A 12,962-nucleotide genomic window follows, 5' to 3' on the forward strand; every position below is an offset into this window, starting at 1 on the left:
CCGCCCTGTCAATGGTGATGCCTGCTGCGCCCGCGCTGGCGCAGGCCACGCAGATGTGCGCCGCAGACCTCAACGGCAATGGCGATGCCGACGATCCGGGCGAGACCGCCGCCTGCGAGATCACCTCGCTCGGGCAATATCAATGTCCCCTGCAGAAGGTCTCGTGCGTGCAGGAGCAGGACGGCGCCTATAGCTGTCCGCTGGGCGAGCAGTTCGCCTGCCTGCCGCAGGATGGCGGCCCCGCCTGCTCGCCCAATCAATGCGCCAACCTGACCGTAACGCCGATCGAGGACGAGCCGGTGCCCGACGATCCCGGCGTTCCGGCGGACGGCGCGGTCGATGCCGACGGCGCTTGCCTCGGCAATATCGAGATCTTCTCCGGGCGCGCGGCGCGCTGCCGCCCTGCGGGTCTGCGCACCACCTTCTCCAACTGCTGCAAGGACAAGGGCAAGATCGTCAAGGACGGCATGGGCGGCTCGATCTCGTCGATCGGCACCAAGATCGCCGTCGCCAAGGGCGTGTTCACCGGCATGAAGGCGGCGTTCACCGCATTCAAGGCGGGCGCGACCGCCGGCCAGGCCGCGAGCGCCGGCGCCAACGCGATCATCGTCGGCATCGATCCGACCTCGATCGCGATCAGTCTCGCGATCAACTTCATGATGGATTTTCTCCTGTCCGGCTGTGACAGCCAAGACATGGAAGTCGGCATGCTGCGCGGCTCGGGCATGTGCCACGAGGTCGGCAGCTATTGCTCCTCGAAGATCCTCGGCATCTGCGTCCAGAAATCGCGGGGCCATTGCTGCTTCAACACCAAGCTCGGCCGCATCATCCAGGAACAGGGCCGCCCGCAGCTCAAGAGCTTCAACGGGCTCGGCTGGGGCACGCCCAAAAATCCCTACTGCCGCGGGTTCACGCCGGAGGAGTTCCAGGCGCTCGATTTCTCCAAAATGGACCTCTCCGAATATTACTCCGAGATCGAGGCCAGAGCCCAGGCCGACATCCAGATCGACATGAAGGACAAGATCGATGCGTATATGGACGTCATCGGGAAATAGCGTGCGCCCGCTGCTCGGCGCGACAGCTCTCATGCTACTGCACGCCACTGCATTCGCGCAGGAGGCCGGAACACCGGACAATGCGCGCGATCAGGCGGCGTCGCATGGCGACGCGGCTCTCGATCGCCTCAAGGACGCGACCGCTGCGCGAAAACAGGATGCCGATGCGCGGGGACCGGCTGCGCTGCCGACGCCACCCGAAGACCTTCGGCGCCGGGCGTTCGATGGCCTGCGCGGGCGGGTGCAGTCATCCGAGATGGAGACGCGCGCGCGCAATGCCCAGCGGCAATCGGTCGAAGCCCTCGCCGCCGAGCAGGAAGCGATGGCGCGCCGCCTCGGCCAGGCGCTGGGGCTCGAAGCCCCCGACATGGACACGGTCGCCGGCGTCAGGAAGCCAGCATCGTCGCAAGGCTGGGTGCCGGTGCTGTTCGTGTCCATGTCGATGCCGGTGACGACGCTGCGGACCTATGCCGCCCAGCTGGAAAAGGCGCGCGGCATCCTCGCCTTCCGGGGCATGCCGGGCGGTCTTACGAAGGTCGCGCCGATGGCGAAGCTCTCGGCCGAGATCCTTCGGCTTGATCCGGGCTGTGAAGGCCCGGCCTGCGCGATGCGCGACGTCCAGCTCATCGTCGACCCGCTGGTCTTCCGCCAGCACGGCGTCGCCCGTGTTCCCGCGCTCGCCATGATCCCTGGCGATCCGGCGCTGCCCTATTGCGAGCGCGAGGATGAGAGCCCTCGCGCCGCCCACGTCATCTACGGCGACGCCGCGCTGTCCGGCTTGCTTGAAGACTATGCCCGCCTCGGCGGCAAGAAGGAGGTCAGCGATGCTCAGGCTCGCCTACAGGGCCGCTAAGGCGGTTTGCTCGGAATTGCGGGAGCTGCCGCTCAAAGCGGCGGTCGCACTCGGCAGCTCGGGGCTCGGCCAGCCGCCGCGCCCGGAACAGCTCTGGAAGGCCTATGGCATCGTCCTGCCGATCGGTCTCCTGACCTTCTGGGCCTTGCCCCAGGTGACGATCGTGATGAGCCCGTCGGTCGAGGCTTATCTCATCCGTAAAGCGCCGGGGCCGATCGCGCGCGGCGATCTCGTGTCGTTCACGCTCTCGCACCCGCTCGCCGGCCCCAAGCCGGTGACCGTCACCAAATATGCGCTGTGCCTGCCGGGCGACCGCATCTCGATGATCGAGAAACCCTCGATGACGCCGGGCAAATGGGATGGCTGGTATTATTGCAATGAGCGTCTGCTCGGTGTGAGCAAGCCTTACGGCCACAACGGACAGGCGCTGGATCATTGGCAGCCCGACAATGGCCAGATTCTGCCTGGTACGATCTTCGTCGGGTCTTCGCATGTCAGCGGGTTCGACAGCCGTTATTATGGTCCGGTCACGATCGGACGCTTGCGCCGGATGGAGAAGCTGCTGTGAAGCGGCTTCTATCCAGCCTGGCGGTGGCTGCGATGCTCGTCGCTTCCGCCGCGCAGGCGCAGCAGCGCGACGAGGCCCGCACCGGCTATTGGTGGTATCAGGCGCCGCCACCCGCCAAAGAGCCTGACGATCCCGATGCGCTGGTGAAGCCCCGGATACCGCCCATGGCGGAGCTGGCGAGCTGGACGCCGCCCAAAATCCGCAAGCTGATCGAGCAGCAGCGCGACTATGCCGCCACGGTGCTCACAATCGATGCGGTCGCGGATTTCTGGCGCTTGCAGGATTTTGCCCGGAGAAAGGCGCGCGCCTTTGCCGGCGTGACGCAGATCGCCATGCTCCAGCATCCCGAACTCAACGCCAAGTCGGCGAACCCGATGGTTGGCGAGGCCCGCGATCAGCTTTCCGCGCAAAAGGACCAGGTACGCCGGCAATATCTGCGCGGCCGCGCCAATGAATTTGCCCTCGTCATGTTCTCGCGCTCGACGTGCGGATACTGCCGCGTGCAATGGCCGATCGTTCAGCGCTTCCAGGAAGAGATGGGCTGGCAGGTCACGCTGATGGACATCGATCGCAAGCCGGAGCTGGCGCAGCGGTTCGGGGTTGAGGTCACGCCCACCACGATGGTCATCCGGCGGAACAGCCAGCAGCGCATGGTGATCGCCAGCGGGGTTGAAGCCTATCCCAACCTCATCCAGATGGCCTATCAGGCGGTGCGGCTGCTGGCGGGCGACATAAGGCCCGAACAGTTCATGACCGGCGCGGGCGAAGAGGATGGGTTCTTCGACGCGCTCGCCAATGGCCCGGTGTCGGCCACCGATCCGCGCGTCCTCGGCGGCGATCTCGTCGGCGCCAGCCTGGATCCGCAGCGATGACAGGCCGGGCCGCCCTCGCATTGCTCGCATCGATCGCGGTGGTCCCGGAGGCGTCAGCGCAGCCGGTCACGCGCGAGCAGGCGATGCGCGCCGCCATCCATCCGGTCGCGACCGAGGCCGAGATGCGCGAGTGGCTCGGCCGCGTTCCGGTGACGCGCGACTGGCCGCCTGATTTCGCGGCGGTGCTGACCGGACAGGCGCCAGCCTATCTGGTCGAGATGAGCACAGCGCCCGGCTGCATCCCCTGTGCCGATCTGTGGACGAAGCTCGGATCGCTCGGCCGCCGCTATGGCTGGCAGATTCGCACGATCGGCAGCCAGGAAGCCATGTTGCGTTCCGGGCGGCTGGGCCTGCCCTGGGTCGGTCATCCGGTGGCCTGGGTGCGCCCGGTGTCCGATCCGAACCGAATCGTGCCCATAGCGATCGGCACCGATCATGCGCCCAATCTCGCGCGCAATCTCTACCTCGCCGCCAAGATGCTGACCGGGGTCAAGCCCGCGGTCGGCGTGCGCGGCATGTCCAAGTTCACCGGGATCGTGGGTTCGCCCGCGCGTCCCAATCCCAGCAAGCGAGGCAACTGAGCATGGCGGGCCGGTTCTTCGCATCATCTCGAAAAGGAAGCCCGCCATGGCGAAACTCCGCGCCCGTCTGACCCTGCTCGCCAGCACGATCGCCATCTCCGCGACCGCCACACCCGCCTCCGCGCAAAGCTGGGCGGAAAGCTGGTTCGACAATGTGACCTACACCTCGCCCGGCAGCTTCGAGGACCAGACCCGCGGCTATGTGACCGCGGGCGGCATGTCGGGCCGCGTCGACGTCCATAACGACTATCTGATGAGCGTGACCCTGCCCAAGGTGCGCGCCGGATGCGGGGGCATCGACATGTTCCTCGGCGGCATGTCGTTCCTCGATCCCGATTATCTCGTCCAGAAGCTCGAGAGCATCCTGCAAGCCGCGCCCGCTGTGGCATTTCAATATCTGCTCGAAACGCTCGATGAAAAAATGGGCAACATCATCTCGAAGATGGAAGCGGCCACCAACTTCCTGAACTCGATCCAGGTCAACGACTGCCGGCTCGCCAACCGCATGGTCCAGATCGCCAAGGGCGACGACAACATGTCGGGCATCATCGAGGAGATGACCGGCTACAAGTCGGTGCGCGAGGGGTTCTCGAAAAGCTATCAGCACAGCCGCGAGAAGATCCAGGCGAACCAGGGCAATCCGACCGAGGATCTGCGCGACGCGCTGGAGAACTGCCCCGCCGAAGTGACCGAGATATTCAAGACCGGCTCGCTGCTCGCCCATGCCGCCGCGCGTGTCGGCGCCTCGGACTGGGCAGGCGTCATGCGTGCCCGGGTCGGCGACGTCTATATGCGCTGGGATCCTGCGGATAAGGTGCCGCTGTTCACCGCCATTCCCGCCTGTCCGCGCCAGGACACCGAGAGCGTCGATGATTTCCTGTCGGGCAAGGTGCAAAAGCGCGCGATCGCCGTGCCGCCGACATCCGCCGATTGCGCGGTCGATGGCAGCGGCAAGGGCGCGCTCGTTCTCGCCCGTGCCCGCATGGACTCGATCGCGCTGAAGATCCGCACCCGCTCGGCGCTGACCACCGAAGAGAAGCAGTTCGTCGCCAATGTCCGCACGCTGCCGGTCTATCGCCTGCTCGAATGGGGTGTCCGGCAAGGCGTCGTCGACAGCGTGATCGGCGACACCGACGAACTGGTCGCGCTGACGCTCGCCTATCAGATGCTGAACGACCTCACCCGGTCGATCGACTTTGCCGTCACCAATGCCGAGCGCGGGGTGAACGCGGCCGGCGCGGGTGATGCAGGCAACGCCAAGGCCTGTCAGACCCGTATCCTCGCCAAGGGGATCGAGCAGCTCGGCGGGCTGCGCGAGGAGGTGCTGCGCCAGCGCGCGCAGATGCGCCAGTCCTATATGGCGGCGCTCAGCCAGGCCAATCTCTCGGCCAACTATGCCGGAGTGGTCCGGCAGCGCGATCGCGACGCGCGTGATGCCGCCGGCGCCGCCGCCAACCGCAACCGCTGACCCGGAGCCGAGCGTCATGACCCGTCTGGTTCGCGGCCTCCTTGCCCTGTTCGCTATCTTCGCCGCGACGCCCGCCATGGCGATCGATACGAGCTTCCATACCTATGACGGCTTTGCCGAGACGGTGGACGCGTTCCGCCTGGTGGCGATGATCTTCGGCGACCCGCGCTACGAGACGCTGGTGCTGATCGTCGCGGTGGTCGGCATCGCGCTCGGCGTCCTGCTCGCCAGCGTGCGCGGACAAGGCATGGGCCTCGTCGCCTTCGGCTTCCAGATGCTGATCGGCGTTGGGCTGTTCGTCGGTCTCGTCGCCACGACCGGCACGGTCCATGTCTATGACCGGGTCCGCAACGCCTATCAGCCGGTGGGCGACGTTCCCAACCTCATCGTGCTGGTCGCGGGCATGACCAACATGATGGAGCGCGCGCTCGCCGAGGTGATCGACGACAACACCACCGATCCGAATGCCAAGCTGGAGTTCGGCGCCGGCGGCCACAGCTTCGACCTGTTCCTCAATGCCGCATCCCCCCGCGGCCCAATGACCGACACCTTCCTCGATGCGACGATCAAGGACTATGTCCGGCAATGCTATCCGGTCGCGCGGGTCTCGCCGGCCTATGGCGTCGACGACGATCAGCTCTTCCGCACGACCACGGACTTGCCCGCGGCCTTCGCCGCGATGGCGGGGCCAGCCACCTTCAGCACTGTCTATTCCTCGACCGACAAGGCCGGAACGACGGTGAGTTGCAACGAGGCCTGGGAGCATATTGCGACGCGGCTCTCCGAGCCCGGACTGTTCGACACCTATGTCGCGCAGGTCTGCACCCGCACCGGCTATGACATCGCCAATGCCGCCCAGCTTCAGCGATGCCGCGCGAACATCGGCGAGATGGGCCAGATGATGATGGACGCGCCGCAGTCGCTCCAACAATTCCTGACCAACGTCCTGCTTGGCAACACGGTCGGCGACGTGCTGTTCGAGGACAGTCCGGCGACTGCGGCAAGGGTCATGGCCAACCGCGCCGTGGTCTCCGGCGGGCTTGCCACCATGTCGACCGCCAACGAGTGGATGCCGACCATCCGCGCCACCGTGTTCGGGATCATGCTCTTCATGATGCCGGTGGCGCTGCTGTTCATTCTGACCCCGATCAACCTCAGGGTCGCGAGCTTCGCGCTCGGCCTGTTCGTGTTCGTGGCGCTTTGGGGCGTCATCGATGCCGGCATCTACCAGCTGACCCTTGGCCGGGCGACCGACGTGCTGGCCGAGATGCGTTCGAACAATGTCGCGGCCAATGCCTGGATGCTGGCGCCGTCAGCTGCGATGAAGGCGCTCGCCATCTTCGGGTCTTTCCGCACCGCCGCCGCCGGTCTCGCCGGCGCCTTCGTGTTCACAGTGTTCCGGTTCAGCGGCAATGTGTTCACCGCCTTCACCAGCGGCGCGCTCGGTGTGCAGGGTCAGGGCACGGCGGCAGCCGCCCCGCTCGGCACGCGCGAGGGCTATGCCAGCGCGCTCGAAGCGCAGGCATCGGCGTCGGGGACCATGGCGCGCGCCGGGTCCTCGTCCAGCTTCGGGGATTTTGGCGAGCGGTCGAGCTTCGGCGCCAACCGCTCTTTCGGCGCGGCAAGCCGCTATCTTGGCGAGCAAGGCGGCGGCGCGGCAGGTACGGCCGCCACGGCATTGGGCGGGCTCGACGCCGCGCGTGAGCTTGGCGGCCTCTCGCCCGCGCTTACCGGCCGCAGCCTGTCCGATCCGGCGACCGTCCGCGCGGTCCGCGACAACGCCGCGACGAGTGCGATCCACAATTTCGCGGAGAAGGATGCGCTGCGCGCGCTCGGCACCGGTTATTTTGGCGAAGGCCAGTCGGGCGAGCGGGCTTTTGCTGCGTTCGCGCAGAAAATGGTGCAGTGGCGCGCGTTCGGCGATCAGCGATCCTACGACATGATGATGCAGGGCGCGCAGCGCCACTTCGAGCGCAATGGCTATGACCAGAAGGATGCCGCGCTCAAGGCTTCGACCGTGATCGGACAGGCGTCGGCCGATCCGACCTTCGCCAAGTTGATCGCCAACACGTTCGATCAGGAGCAGATGCTGCGCAACGACCTGACCGGCGCGCAGGTCCAGGTTGGCGCGATGGAGGGCCGTCGGGACTTCGCCGGTGACAATGTCGCCGGGATCGAGCGCCGCAACGTCGCGACCGAGCAGGCACATCGAACCGGCAGCACCGAAGGGCAGCGCAATGCCGCCGCCATGCTCGGGATTCCGGTCCAGGAGATGTCGCGCCGAACCTCGTTCATCAACAGCCTCTCGGGTGAAGCGCGCTCCACGGCCATCTCCCAGCTTTCCCGCGCGACGGGCCGCAACGAAGCTCAGGTCCTCCGCGCCCTCGAAACATACAACGCCGCCGTGCAAGTGGGCACCGCTGATGGTGCCACAGCGGAGGCAGCGCGCGAGGGCACCAGCGTCTATGGCCGCACCCGCGAGGCCGCTGGCTATGACTTTGCGGAACGGTCCGGCAAGCTCGATGCCCAGCGCGAGGTCGGCCATGACGGCACCCGCTCGGCTGCCCGGATCGGCGAGCAGCGCCGGCAGGCGGACAACGCAGGGTTCGCCGAAGGCGCGGCGGCGGCCGGCATGTCGGTGCGTCAGGCGGCACGGCTCGACAGCTTCGTTCGCACCTTGAGCCAGGGCGTCGGCAACCAGACCGACATGGCCGAGGGCGGCGCTGCCGGCATTGCCGACCGCGCCCGCAACGAACGGCTCACCCGCATCGTCGAGAATGAGCGGCTGACTCGCATGCAAGGGCTGCTGAAAGAGCATGGCGTCGATATGTCGAAGCGCGAGATCGCGATGGCGCAGAACGGCGATCTCAGCCTCAATCTCACGCCCGAGACCGCGGCCCAAATGTGGCGCGGCGGTCTCATCAACGAGAGTCAGCTCGGTGCGATCGCCAATGGCGGCCGCGCGCGGTTCAGCTTCGCCGACAACGACGTGCTGGTCTCCAGCTCGGTCGGGTTCCAGCAATCCGGGCGCAGCGACACGAGCACGCGGTTCGAGGCCGGCAAACAGGCCGGGCCGGACACGATCGAGCATTTTATGGGCGGCGGCGCCGAAGGCCAGGCGATGATGCAGAATTGGCTACGCGGCGGGTTCGAGATGGACCGACACGGCAACTGGCGTTTGCAGCCGCAGGTGGCGGATACGCTCCAGCGCGACGTTCAGGCGATCATCGGCCAGACGGGCTGGCAGCGGTCCTTGTCGCGGTCTGCGCAGGACCAGGTCACGATGGGCACGACTGTCGGCGCTAACATTGGCGGCTCTGTCGATACCACCGAATCGGAGGCATCGGGCGGAACCGGACGCCGCGGCCAATCCCGAGGAGGCAACCAAGCGCCGCAAAGTAATCGCTCTACCTCTGGCCGTGTAGGTGGCCAACTTGGGTTCAATAGCAGTGACGTCGGGATCAGCAGCGAACGCGCGCAATCGTCATTGGATATCGTCAATTACGACGTTCGGAGCGCGATTGCGGCGTCCGAGCGCGCTGCTGCACGTTCTAGCGATCCGGCTGCAACATTCTCTCGAGAGCTTTCGGACCGGATTCTTGGACCAGATGGCATGCGGAACCGATATCTGGGCGATGCGGATTCCGGTCGTGAGACCTTCGATATTACCGGGCCGCTGACATCCATCGAGCAATCATCCGTCCTGAAATCCGGGCGCTTTTCGACCGATGTGGATGGGAGCCCCGGTGACGGTGATAGCAGTTTCAAGAAGCGTTAGCCGTGCGTCTCGTTCTCCGGATTGCCGACGTATATTGTCCCTGATCTTGGATCAAAGATGTCGACAGATGGGTCCACCCGATAGAAATCGCGCTGGCGAACTGAGTCCGTGCCGACCGGATCAGCCGTTGTTGCAGCGCCTGGCTGCACAAAACCGTCGAGCCAATGCCGGACATAGCCGACCCCAAGCACCATCAGCGCCGTTATCGGAAAAAACAGGACGTTGAGAAATCCCGCCGCTGCACTGTCGTAGAAGCGGGATAGCGGCTCGAATGCCGAGACCACGGCCATCCCCGCCCACCAGATCGGTATCGCAGACCACCAGAGCTTGGCGTACCAAGGTCTCCAGAGCCAATTGGAAGCCGATGGACGGGCGTTCCCAGCAGTTTTTGCAGAATGATCATTGGAGGATGAGATCGAGATCATGCCAAATTCCTTCCGCGTGAATATAGCACATCACCCGAAAAAAATAAACAGTAATCCCAGTAACTTATATGTTTCTAATTGCGCGGCGCCTGATTGTTATTCCCATGCGAGCGACTTCATCAGAAGTTGCGGCAAGGCGAAGAAGATCAACAGAAGACGATCCTGCGATCTTCGTGAATGCACGATCGAAGATGGCAACCGCAGGCAAATTCGTCAGGCGCGAAGAAAACAGAATGCCATCGGCTTTGCTCTGCTTGTGCAGCGCCTCCGCGAACCGCTGACCGGTAAGGTGGGCTCGTGCGCCCTTGGCATCGGTATCGACGCCCATTTCATACGCTGCCGGCCCGCTGAGATCGACCAGTATGAGTGGGCCGATGGTGCTGATCTCCGTCGCGACAAGCTCCTCCAGATGGGGGCGATATAGAAACCGCCGCTGCTTTCCAACAAACCGGTCGCGCACGACGGCTTCGGCAAAAGCGGTCGGGAAATCCTGCGCGGCATAGAGCACGCGAAACTGATCACCCGGACTGGAGAAGCGGCTAGAGCCGAAGCCTGCCTCAGTTGGCGTCGTGCGATGCCTAGCCGGGAATATACGCGGCCAGGCATTCAGATCCAGCGGTGCGGTCCGCGCCGCTACACGCGACAGGTCGAGCTTCACTGGTAATCAAGCGCGCCTTCGGCCGCGTGCGCAACGTCATCGACCTTACCCTTGCGCAGCCATTCGATCGGCTCGATGCCGCCAGTGAACCGGTTCGGCGTCACCAGCCACTCCCATGCCGTATCGTCGGCATCGAAGTGCTGGCGCACTCGATCGAGACCTTCAAGCGGCCCCTGGCGCGCGAACTGACGCGCCGGATAGACGAAATTGCGCACGCCCTTTCGAAAGGCGAGAATCTTGTGAGCGCGCCGCCAATTATCGAGCGATGCGCGCGCGATACCCAGCCGAGCCGCCGTCTCGCCGGCGCCCAGCAATTCGGTAGCGGCCCATTCATCGCTCTCGTCATCGACCGTCAGTGTGTCGAGCCGTGCTTCAGCATCGCTCTCTGACAGCACTTCACCGAGCCCGCTCCCGGCGAGCTTGCGCGCGGCAGGCGTCTCGTCGAGGATGGAAACCACCGCCCGCGCGAGCGTATCGCCAACCGGGCTCGGCCGCTGGAGGGCCGCAACCAACTCCCTGAGCGCGACCATGCTGGCCGCGCCGACCTTTTGCTGAAAGAGTTCCGTGACTGCTTCAACAGCGTCGCGGCGGGTTCTGAGCGTTGCGTGATTCATGGGCACTTCCTTCCTGCCCAATATAGATAATCTGCACAAGTTGTCCAGATGAGGAGTTGGTGCGCTATTGCAGGATCGCGTGTTCCAGCCAGGTGACAAAGCCGCCATCCGCCCATGTCGCTGGGGTCACGATAAAACCAATTTCATGGGAGGGTGGCGTCATGATCTCATCGGCCTGTACCGCGAACCGCACTGTGCGGATGACGCTGTCTTGCCGGGAAATGGTCAATTCGATGGTCGGGGCATCTCGGCGGGCGGGTTTCCCGATGACGCGCTCGATCCTGCAATCCGCTCCCTGCGCGTCGAGCGCCACCTGAAGCTGCTCAAGCGCCCGGAGAACGTCGCGTTCCAGCTCGGACGCCACCGGCATGAACCGGCGACCATGAAAGATGGGCTGGGCGTATGCGAATGGGGCCTCAGCGCGTCCGTCAGGCGCTAATCGGCATCCGACCAGAACAAGGAATGGGCCAGGGATGCCTGATGGCATCTCGATCGCCTGACTGACCCGAAAGGGCATCATATTGGGGCCGTATAGTATCGGGCTCTCCACGTCGGTTCCGTAGAGCGCCAGGAAGCCATCGACAGACATGGCCGAATGCTTGCTACTATCCCGCAGCCGCTCGGCCACCTCGCCACGTCGAAACGGCTCACCATGGGTCCAGAGATGGTCGATGAGGGGAACATCAGGCGCGACCTCGAAGCCGTGGGCCGCCCCGACCAGCCGACCAAACTCATCGACGATCGAGGGATCATCCGGCGCCTTGCCTGGCGCATCGATGACGTTGCATCGCGCAGCCTCGATCAGGATGGACAGTAAGGAGGCAAGATCATGGCTGTGGCGCTGCGCTGCTTCATCGGGAAAGGGGGGAAAGTCGTCCTCCGGGCTGAATCGGAAGAGGAAGCGGTCGGTCATCGGTTTCTTCTCTGGCGCGATTGAAGTGGTGTGACATCGCCGGGCGTACATCTCAATTATGTCGAGCCTGTTCCTTACCGTCGATCAAATCGCTCGCGCATATGTCCCGCGACCAGCAGGGCATAGCGTCGCTGCCGCCAGGGTGTCGGACTATGATAGACGCCGACGGCTTTCCAATAGTCACCGGTCTGCTCCAATGCCGCGAGGAATATCCAGCGGGCGGCCTCAGCATTGAAACACAGATCGTAGCGCAGCCAGTGGCGGATGTGCCGTTCTTCCCGGCCGAGCATCCGGGCAAAGCGCGGCACCCACCAGCTATTGATCTGTAATGGTCCAAGATCATGGGTGCCGTTGCTGTTGGTGATCTCGGCGCCCAGCCAGCCCGCTTCCTGATCGCGCAGGCCCCATAGCGTCTGCTCGAGCCATGGCCGGCCGCGTGCGGCCGCCTTGATACAGCGAGCAATGCGAAGGTCATCCTCCTTCGATGACTTGGCAGCCGCATCGGCGGGCACGACCGCGAACGCCATCGCGGCATAAAGCAGCAGCGAGAGTGGGCGGCCAGGGGCGCGGCCGTTCATGACGACCACCCTCGGTCTTGCGGGCGCGACGGATCGGCTTTGCCGAGCTGCGATGGCGAGTTGCTCATCCGGCTCGGGACGGCAAATGGGGCACCGGTCAGGAGGGCAAGCAGTCGCTGCCCCGAGATGATTTCGATGTCCGCCAGACCCGCAAGCACTTCCCGGCTCTGTCCACCGGTGCGGCCCGTGTGAATGAACAGACCGGGCTGGTCGTGTCGCGAACAGAGCGCTGTGAAGTCGCGGACGTGCTCCGGCCGAATGGCGCCGGCATATCGTTTCGCCTGTATGAGCCAGGTGCGGCCGGCGATCACCACTTGCCCGTCGATGCCGCCGTCGCCGCTATACCGATGATTTCGGATGATCCGGAAGCCTCGGCGCTCGAACGCTTCGAGCAGCAGTTCCTCGAATGCGAGGGCATCCATCGCGCGCAGGCGGGAAAAGTGGAGGACGGCGGGCTGATGACGGTCGCGTCCACTAAATTGCGCGAGCATCTCCCTGGCCTGTCGTCGGCGCCAGCGATGCCGGATCGGCACGCGATAGTGGCGGTAGATCAGGAAAAGGAAAGCGACGATCAGGAGGATCGATAACGGCGGCGTCAT

General features: G+C 64.8%; 13 protein-coding genes. 7 read left to right on the plus strand and 6 right to left on the minus strand.

Annotation, left to right across the window (positions count from 1 at the left end):
- Positions 1-17: 17 nt before the first annotated feature.
- The 7 genes from traN to V7Q48_RS08010 are packed head-to-tail and all read left to right on the plus strand — an operon-like array spanning position 18 to position 9,175.
- Positions 18-1,055, plus strand: a complete 1,038-nt coding sequence (gene traN, locus V7Q48_RS07980; RefSeq protein WP_442947108.1) for a conjugal transfer protein TraN — start codon at positions 18-20, stop codon at positions 1,053-1,055.
- A complete protein-coding gene (locus tag V7Q48_RS07985; protein WP_333837395.1) occupies positions 1,027-1,908 on the plus strand; it encodes a type-F conjugative transfer system pilin assembly protein TrbC in 882 nt (293 codons plus the stop codon). Before traN ends, V7Q48_RS07985 begins: the two co-directional genes overlap by 29 nt.
- Positions 1,880-2,476, plus strand: coding sequence for a S26 family signal peptidase (locus tag V7Q48_RS07990; RefSeq protein WP_333837396.1), 597 nt, complete (start codon positions 1,880-1,882; stop codon positions 2,474-2,476). The genes V7Q48_RS07985 and V7Q48_RS07990 overlap by 29 nt, the downstream gene beginning before the upstream one ends.
- A 32-nt stretch (positions 2,477-2,508) precedes the next feature.
- A complete protein-coding gene (locus V7Q48_RS07995) occupies positions 2,509-3,348 on the plus strand; it encodes a conjugal transfer protein TraF (protein WP_333837514.1) in 840 nt (279 codons plus the stop codon).
- On the plus strand, positions 3,345-3,929 hold the full coding sequence (locus V7Q48_RS08000) for a hypothetical protein (protein WP_333837397.1): 585 nt from the start codon (positions 3,345-3,347) through the stop codon (positions 3,927-3,929). Before V7Q48_RS07995 ends, V7Q48_RS08000 begins: the two co-directional genes overlap by 4 nt.
- A 46-nt stretch (positions 3,930-3,975) precedes the next feature.
- Positions 3,976-5,397 (plus strand): conjugal transfer protein TraH, encoded by a 1,422-nt coding sequence (locus V7Q48_RS08005; RefSeq protein ID WP_333837398.1) that lies wholly within the window; start codon positions 3,976-3,978, stop codon positions 5,395-5,397.
- A gap of 16 nt (positions 5,398-5,413) precedes the next feature.
- Entirely contained in the window at positions 5,414-9,175 is a 3,762-nt protein-coding gene (locus tag V7Q48_RS08010) for a conjugal transfer protein TraG N-terminal domain-containing protein (RefSeq protein WP_333837399.1), read from the plus strand.
- On the opposite strand, the gene V7Q48_RS08015 is transcribed toward V7Q48_RS08010, so the two are convergent.
- The 6 genes from V7Q48_RS08015 to V7Q48_RS08040 all read right to left on the minus strand — a co-directional run bounded on the left by V7Q48_RS08015 (position 9,172) and on the right by V7Q48_RS08040 (position 12,962).
- Positions 9,172-9,600 carry a hypothetical protein gene (locus V7Q48_RS08015; protein WP_333837401.1) on the minus strand — a complete coding sequence of 143 codons (429 nt, stop codon included), beginning with the start codon at positions 9,598-9,600 and terminating at the stop codon, positions 9,172-9,174. The genes V7Q48_RS08010 and V7Q48_RS08015 overlap by 4 nt on opposite strands.
- Before the next feature lie 64 nt (positions 9,601-9,664).
- The gene (locus V7Q48_RS08020) at positions 9,665-10,258 is read right to left on the minus strand and encodes an RES family NAD+ phosphorylase (RefSeq protein ID WP_333837403.1); all 594 of its coding nucleotides are present in this window, start codon (positions 10,256-10,258) and stop codon (positions 9,665-9,667) included.
- Complete coding sequence (locus tag V7Q48_RS08025) at positions 10,255-10,872, minus strand: antitoxin Xre/MbcA/ParS-like domain-containing protein (RefSeq protein ID WP_333837404.1); 618 nt, start codon at positions 10,870-10,872, stop codon at positions 10,255-10,257. The genes V7Q48_RS08020 and V7Q48_RS08025 overlap by 4 nt, the downstream gene beginning before the upstream one ends.
- 64 nt (positions 10,873-10,936) lie before the next feature.
- On the minus strand, positions 10,937-11,785 hold the full coding sequence (locus V7Q48_RS08030; RefSeq protein ID WP_333837405.1) for a hypothetical protein: 849 nt from the start codon (positions 11,783-11,785) through the stop codon (positions 10,937-10,939).
- 74 nt (positions 11,786-11,859) lie between these two features.
- On the minus strand, positions 11,860-12,363 hold the full coding sequence (locus tag V7Q48_RS08035) for a lytic transglycosylase domain-containing protein (protein WP_333837406.1): 504 nt from the start codon (positions 12,361-12,363) through the stop codon (positions 11,860-11,862).
- Positions 12,360-12,962: a restriction endonuclease gene (locus V7Q48_RS08040; protein WP_333837407.1), complete on the minus strand. Its 603-nt coding sequence runs from the start codon at positions 12,960-12,962 to the stop codon at positions 12,360-12,362. The genes V7Q48_RS08035 and V7Q48_RS08040 overlap by 4 nt, the downstream gene beginning before the upstream one ends.

Origin of the sequence: Novosphingobium sp., assembly GCF_036803765.1 — a bacterium.
Classification (GTDB): domain Bacteria; phylum Pseudomonadota; class Alphaproteobacteria; order Sphingomonadales; family Sphingomonadaceae; genus Novosphingobium.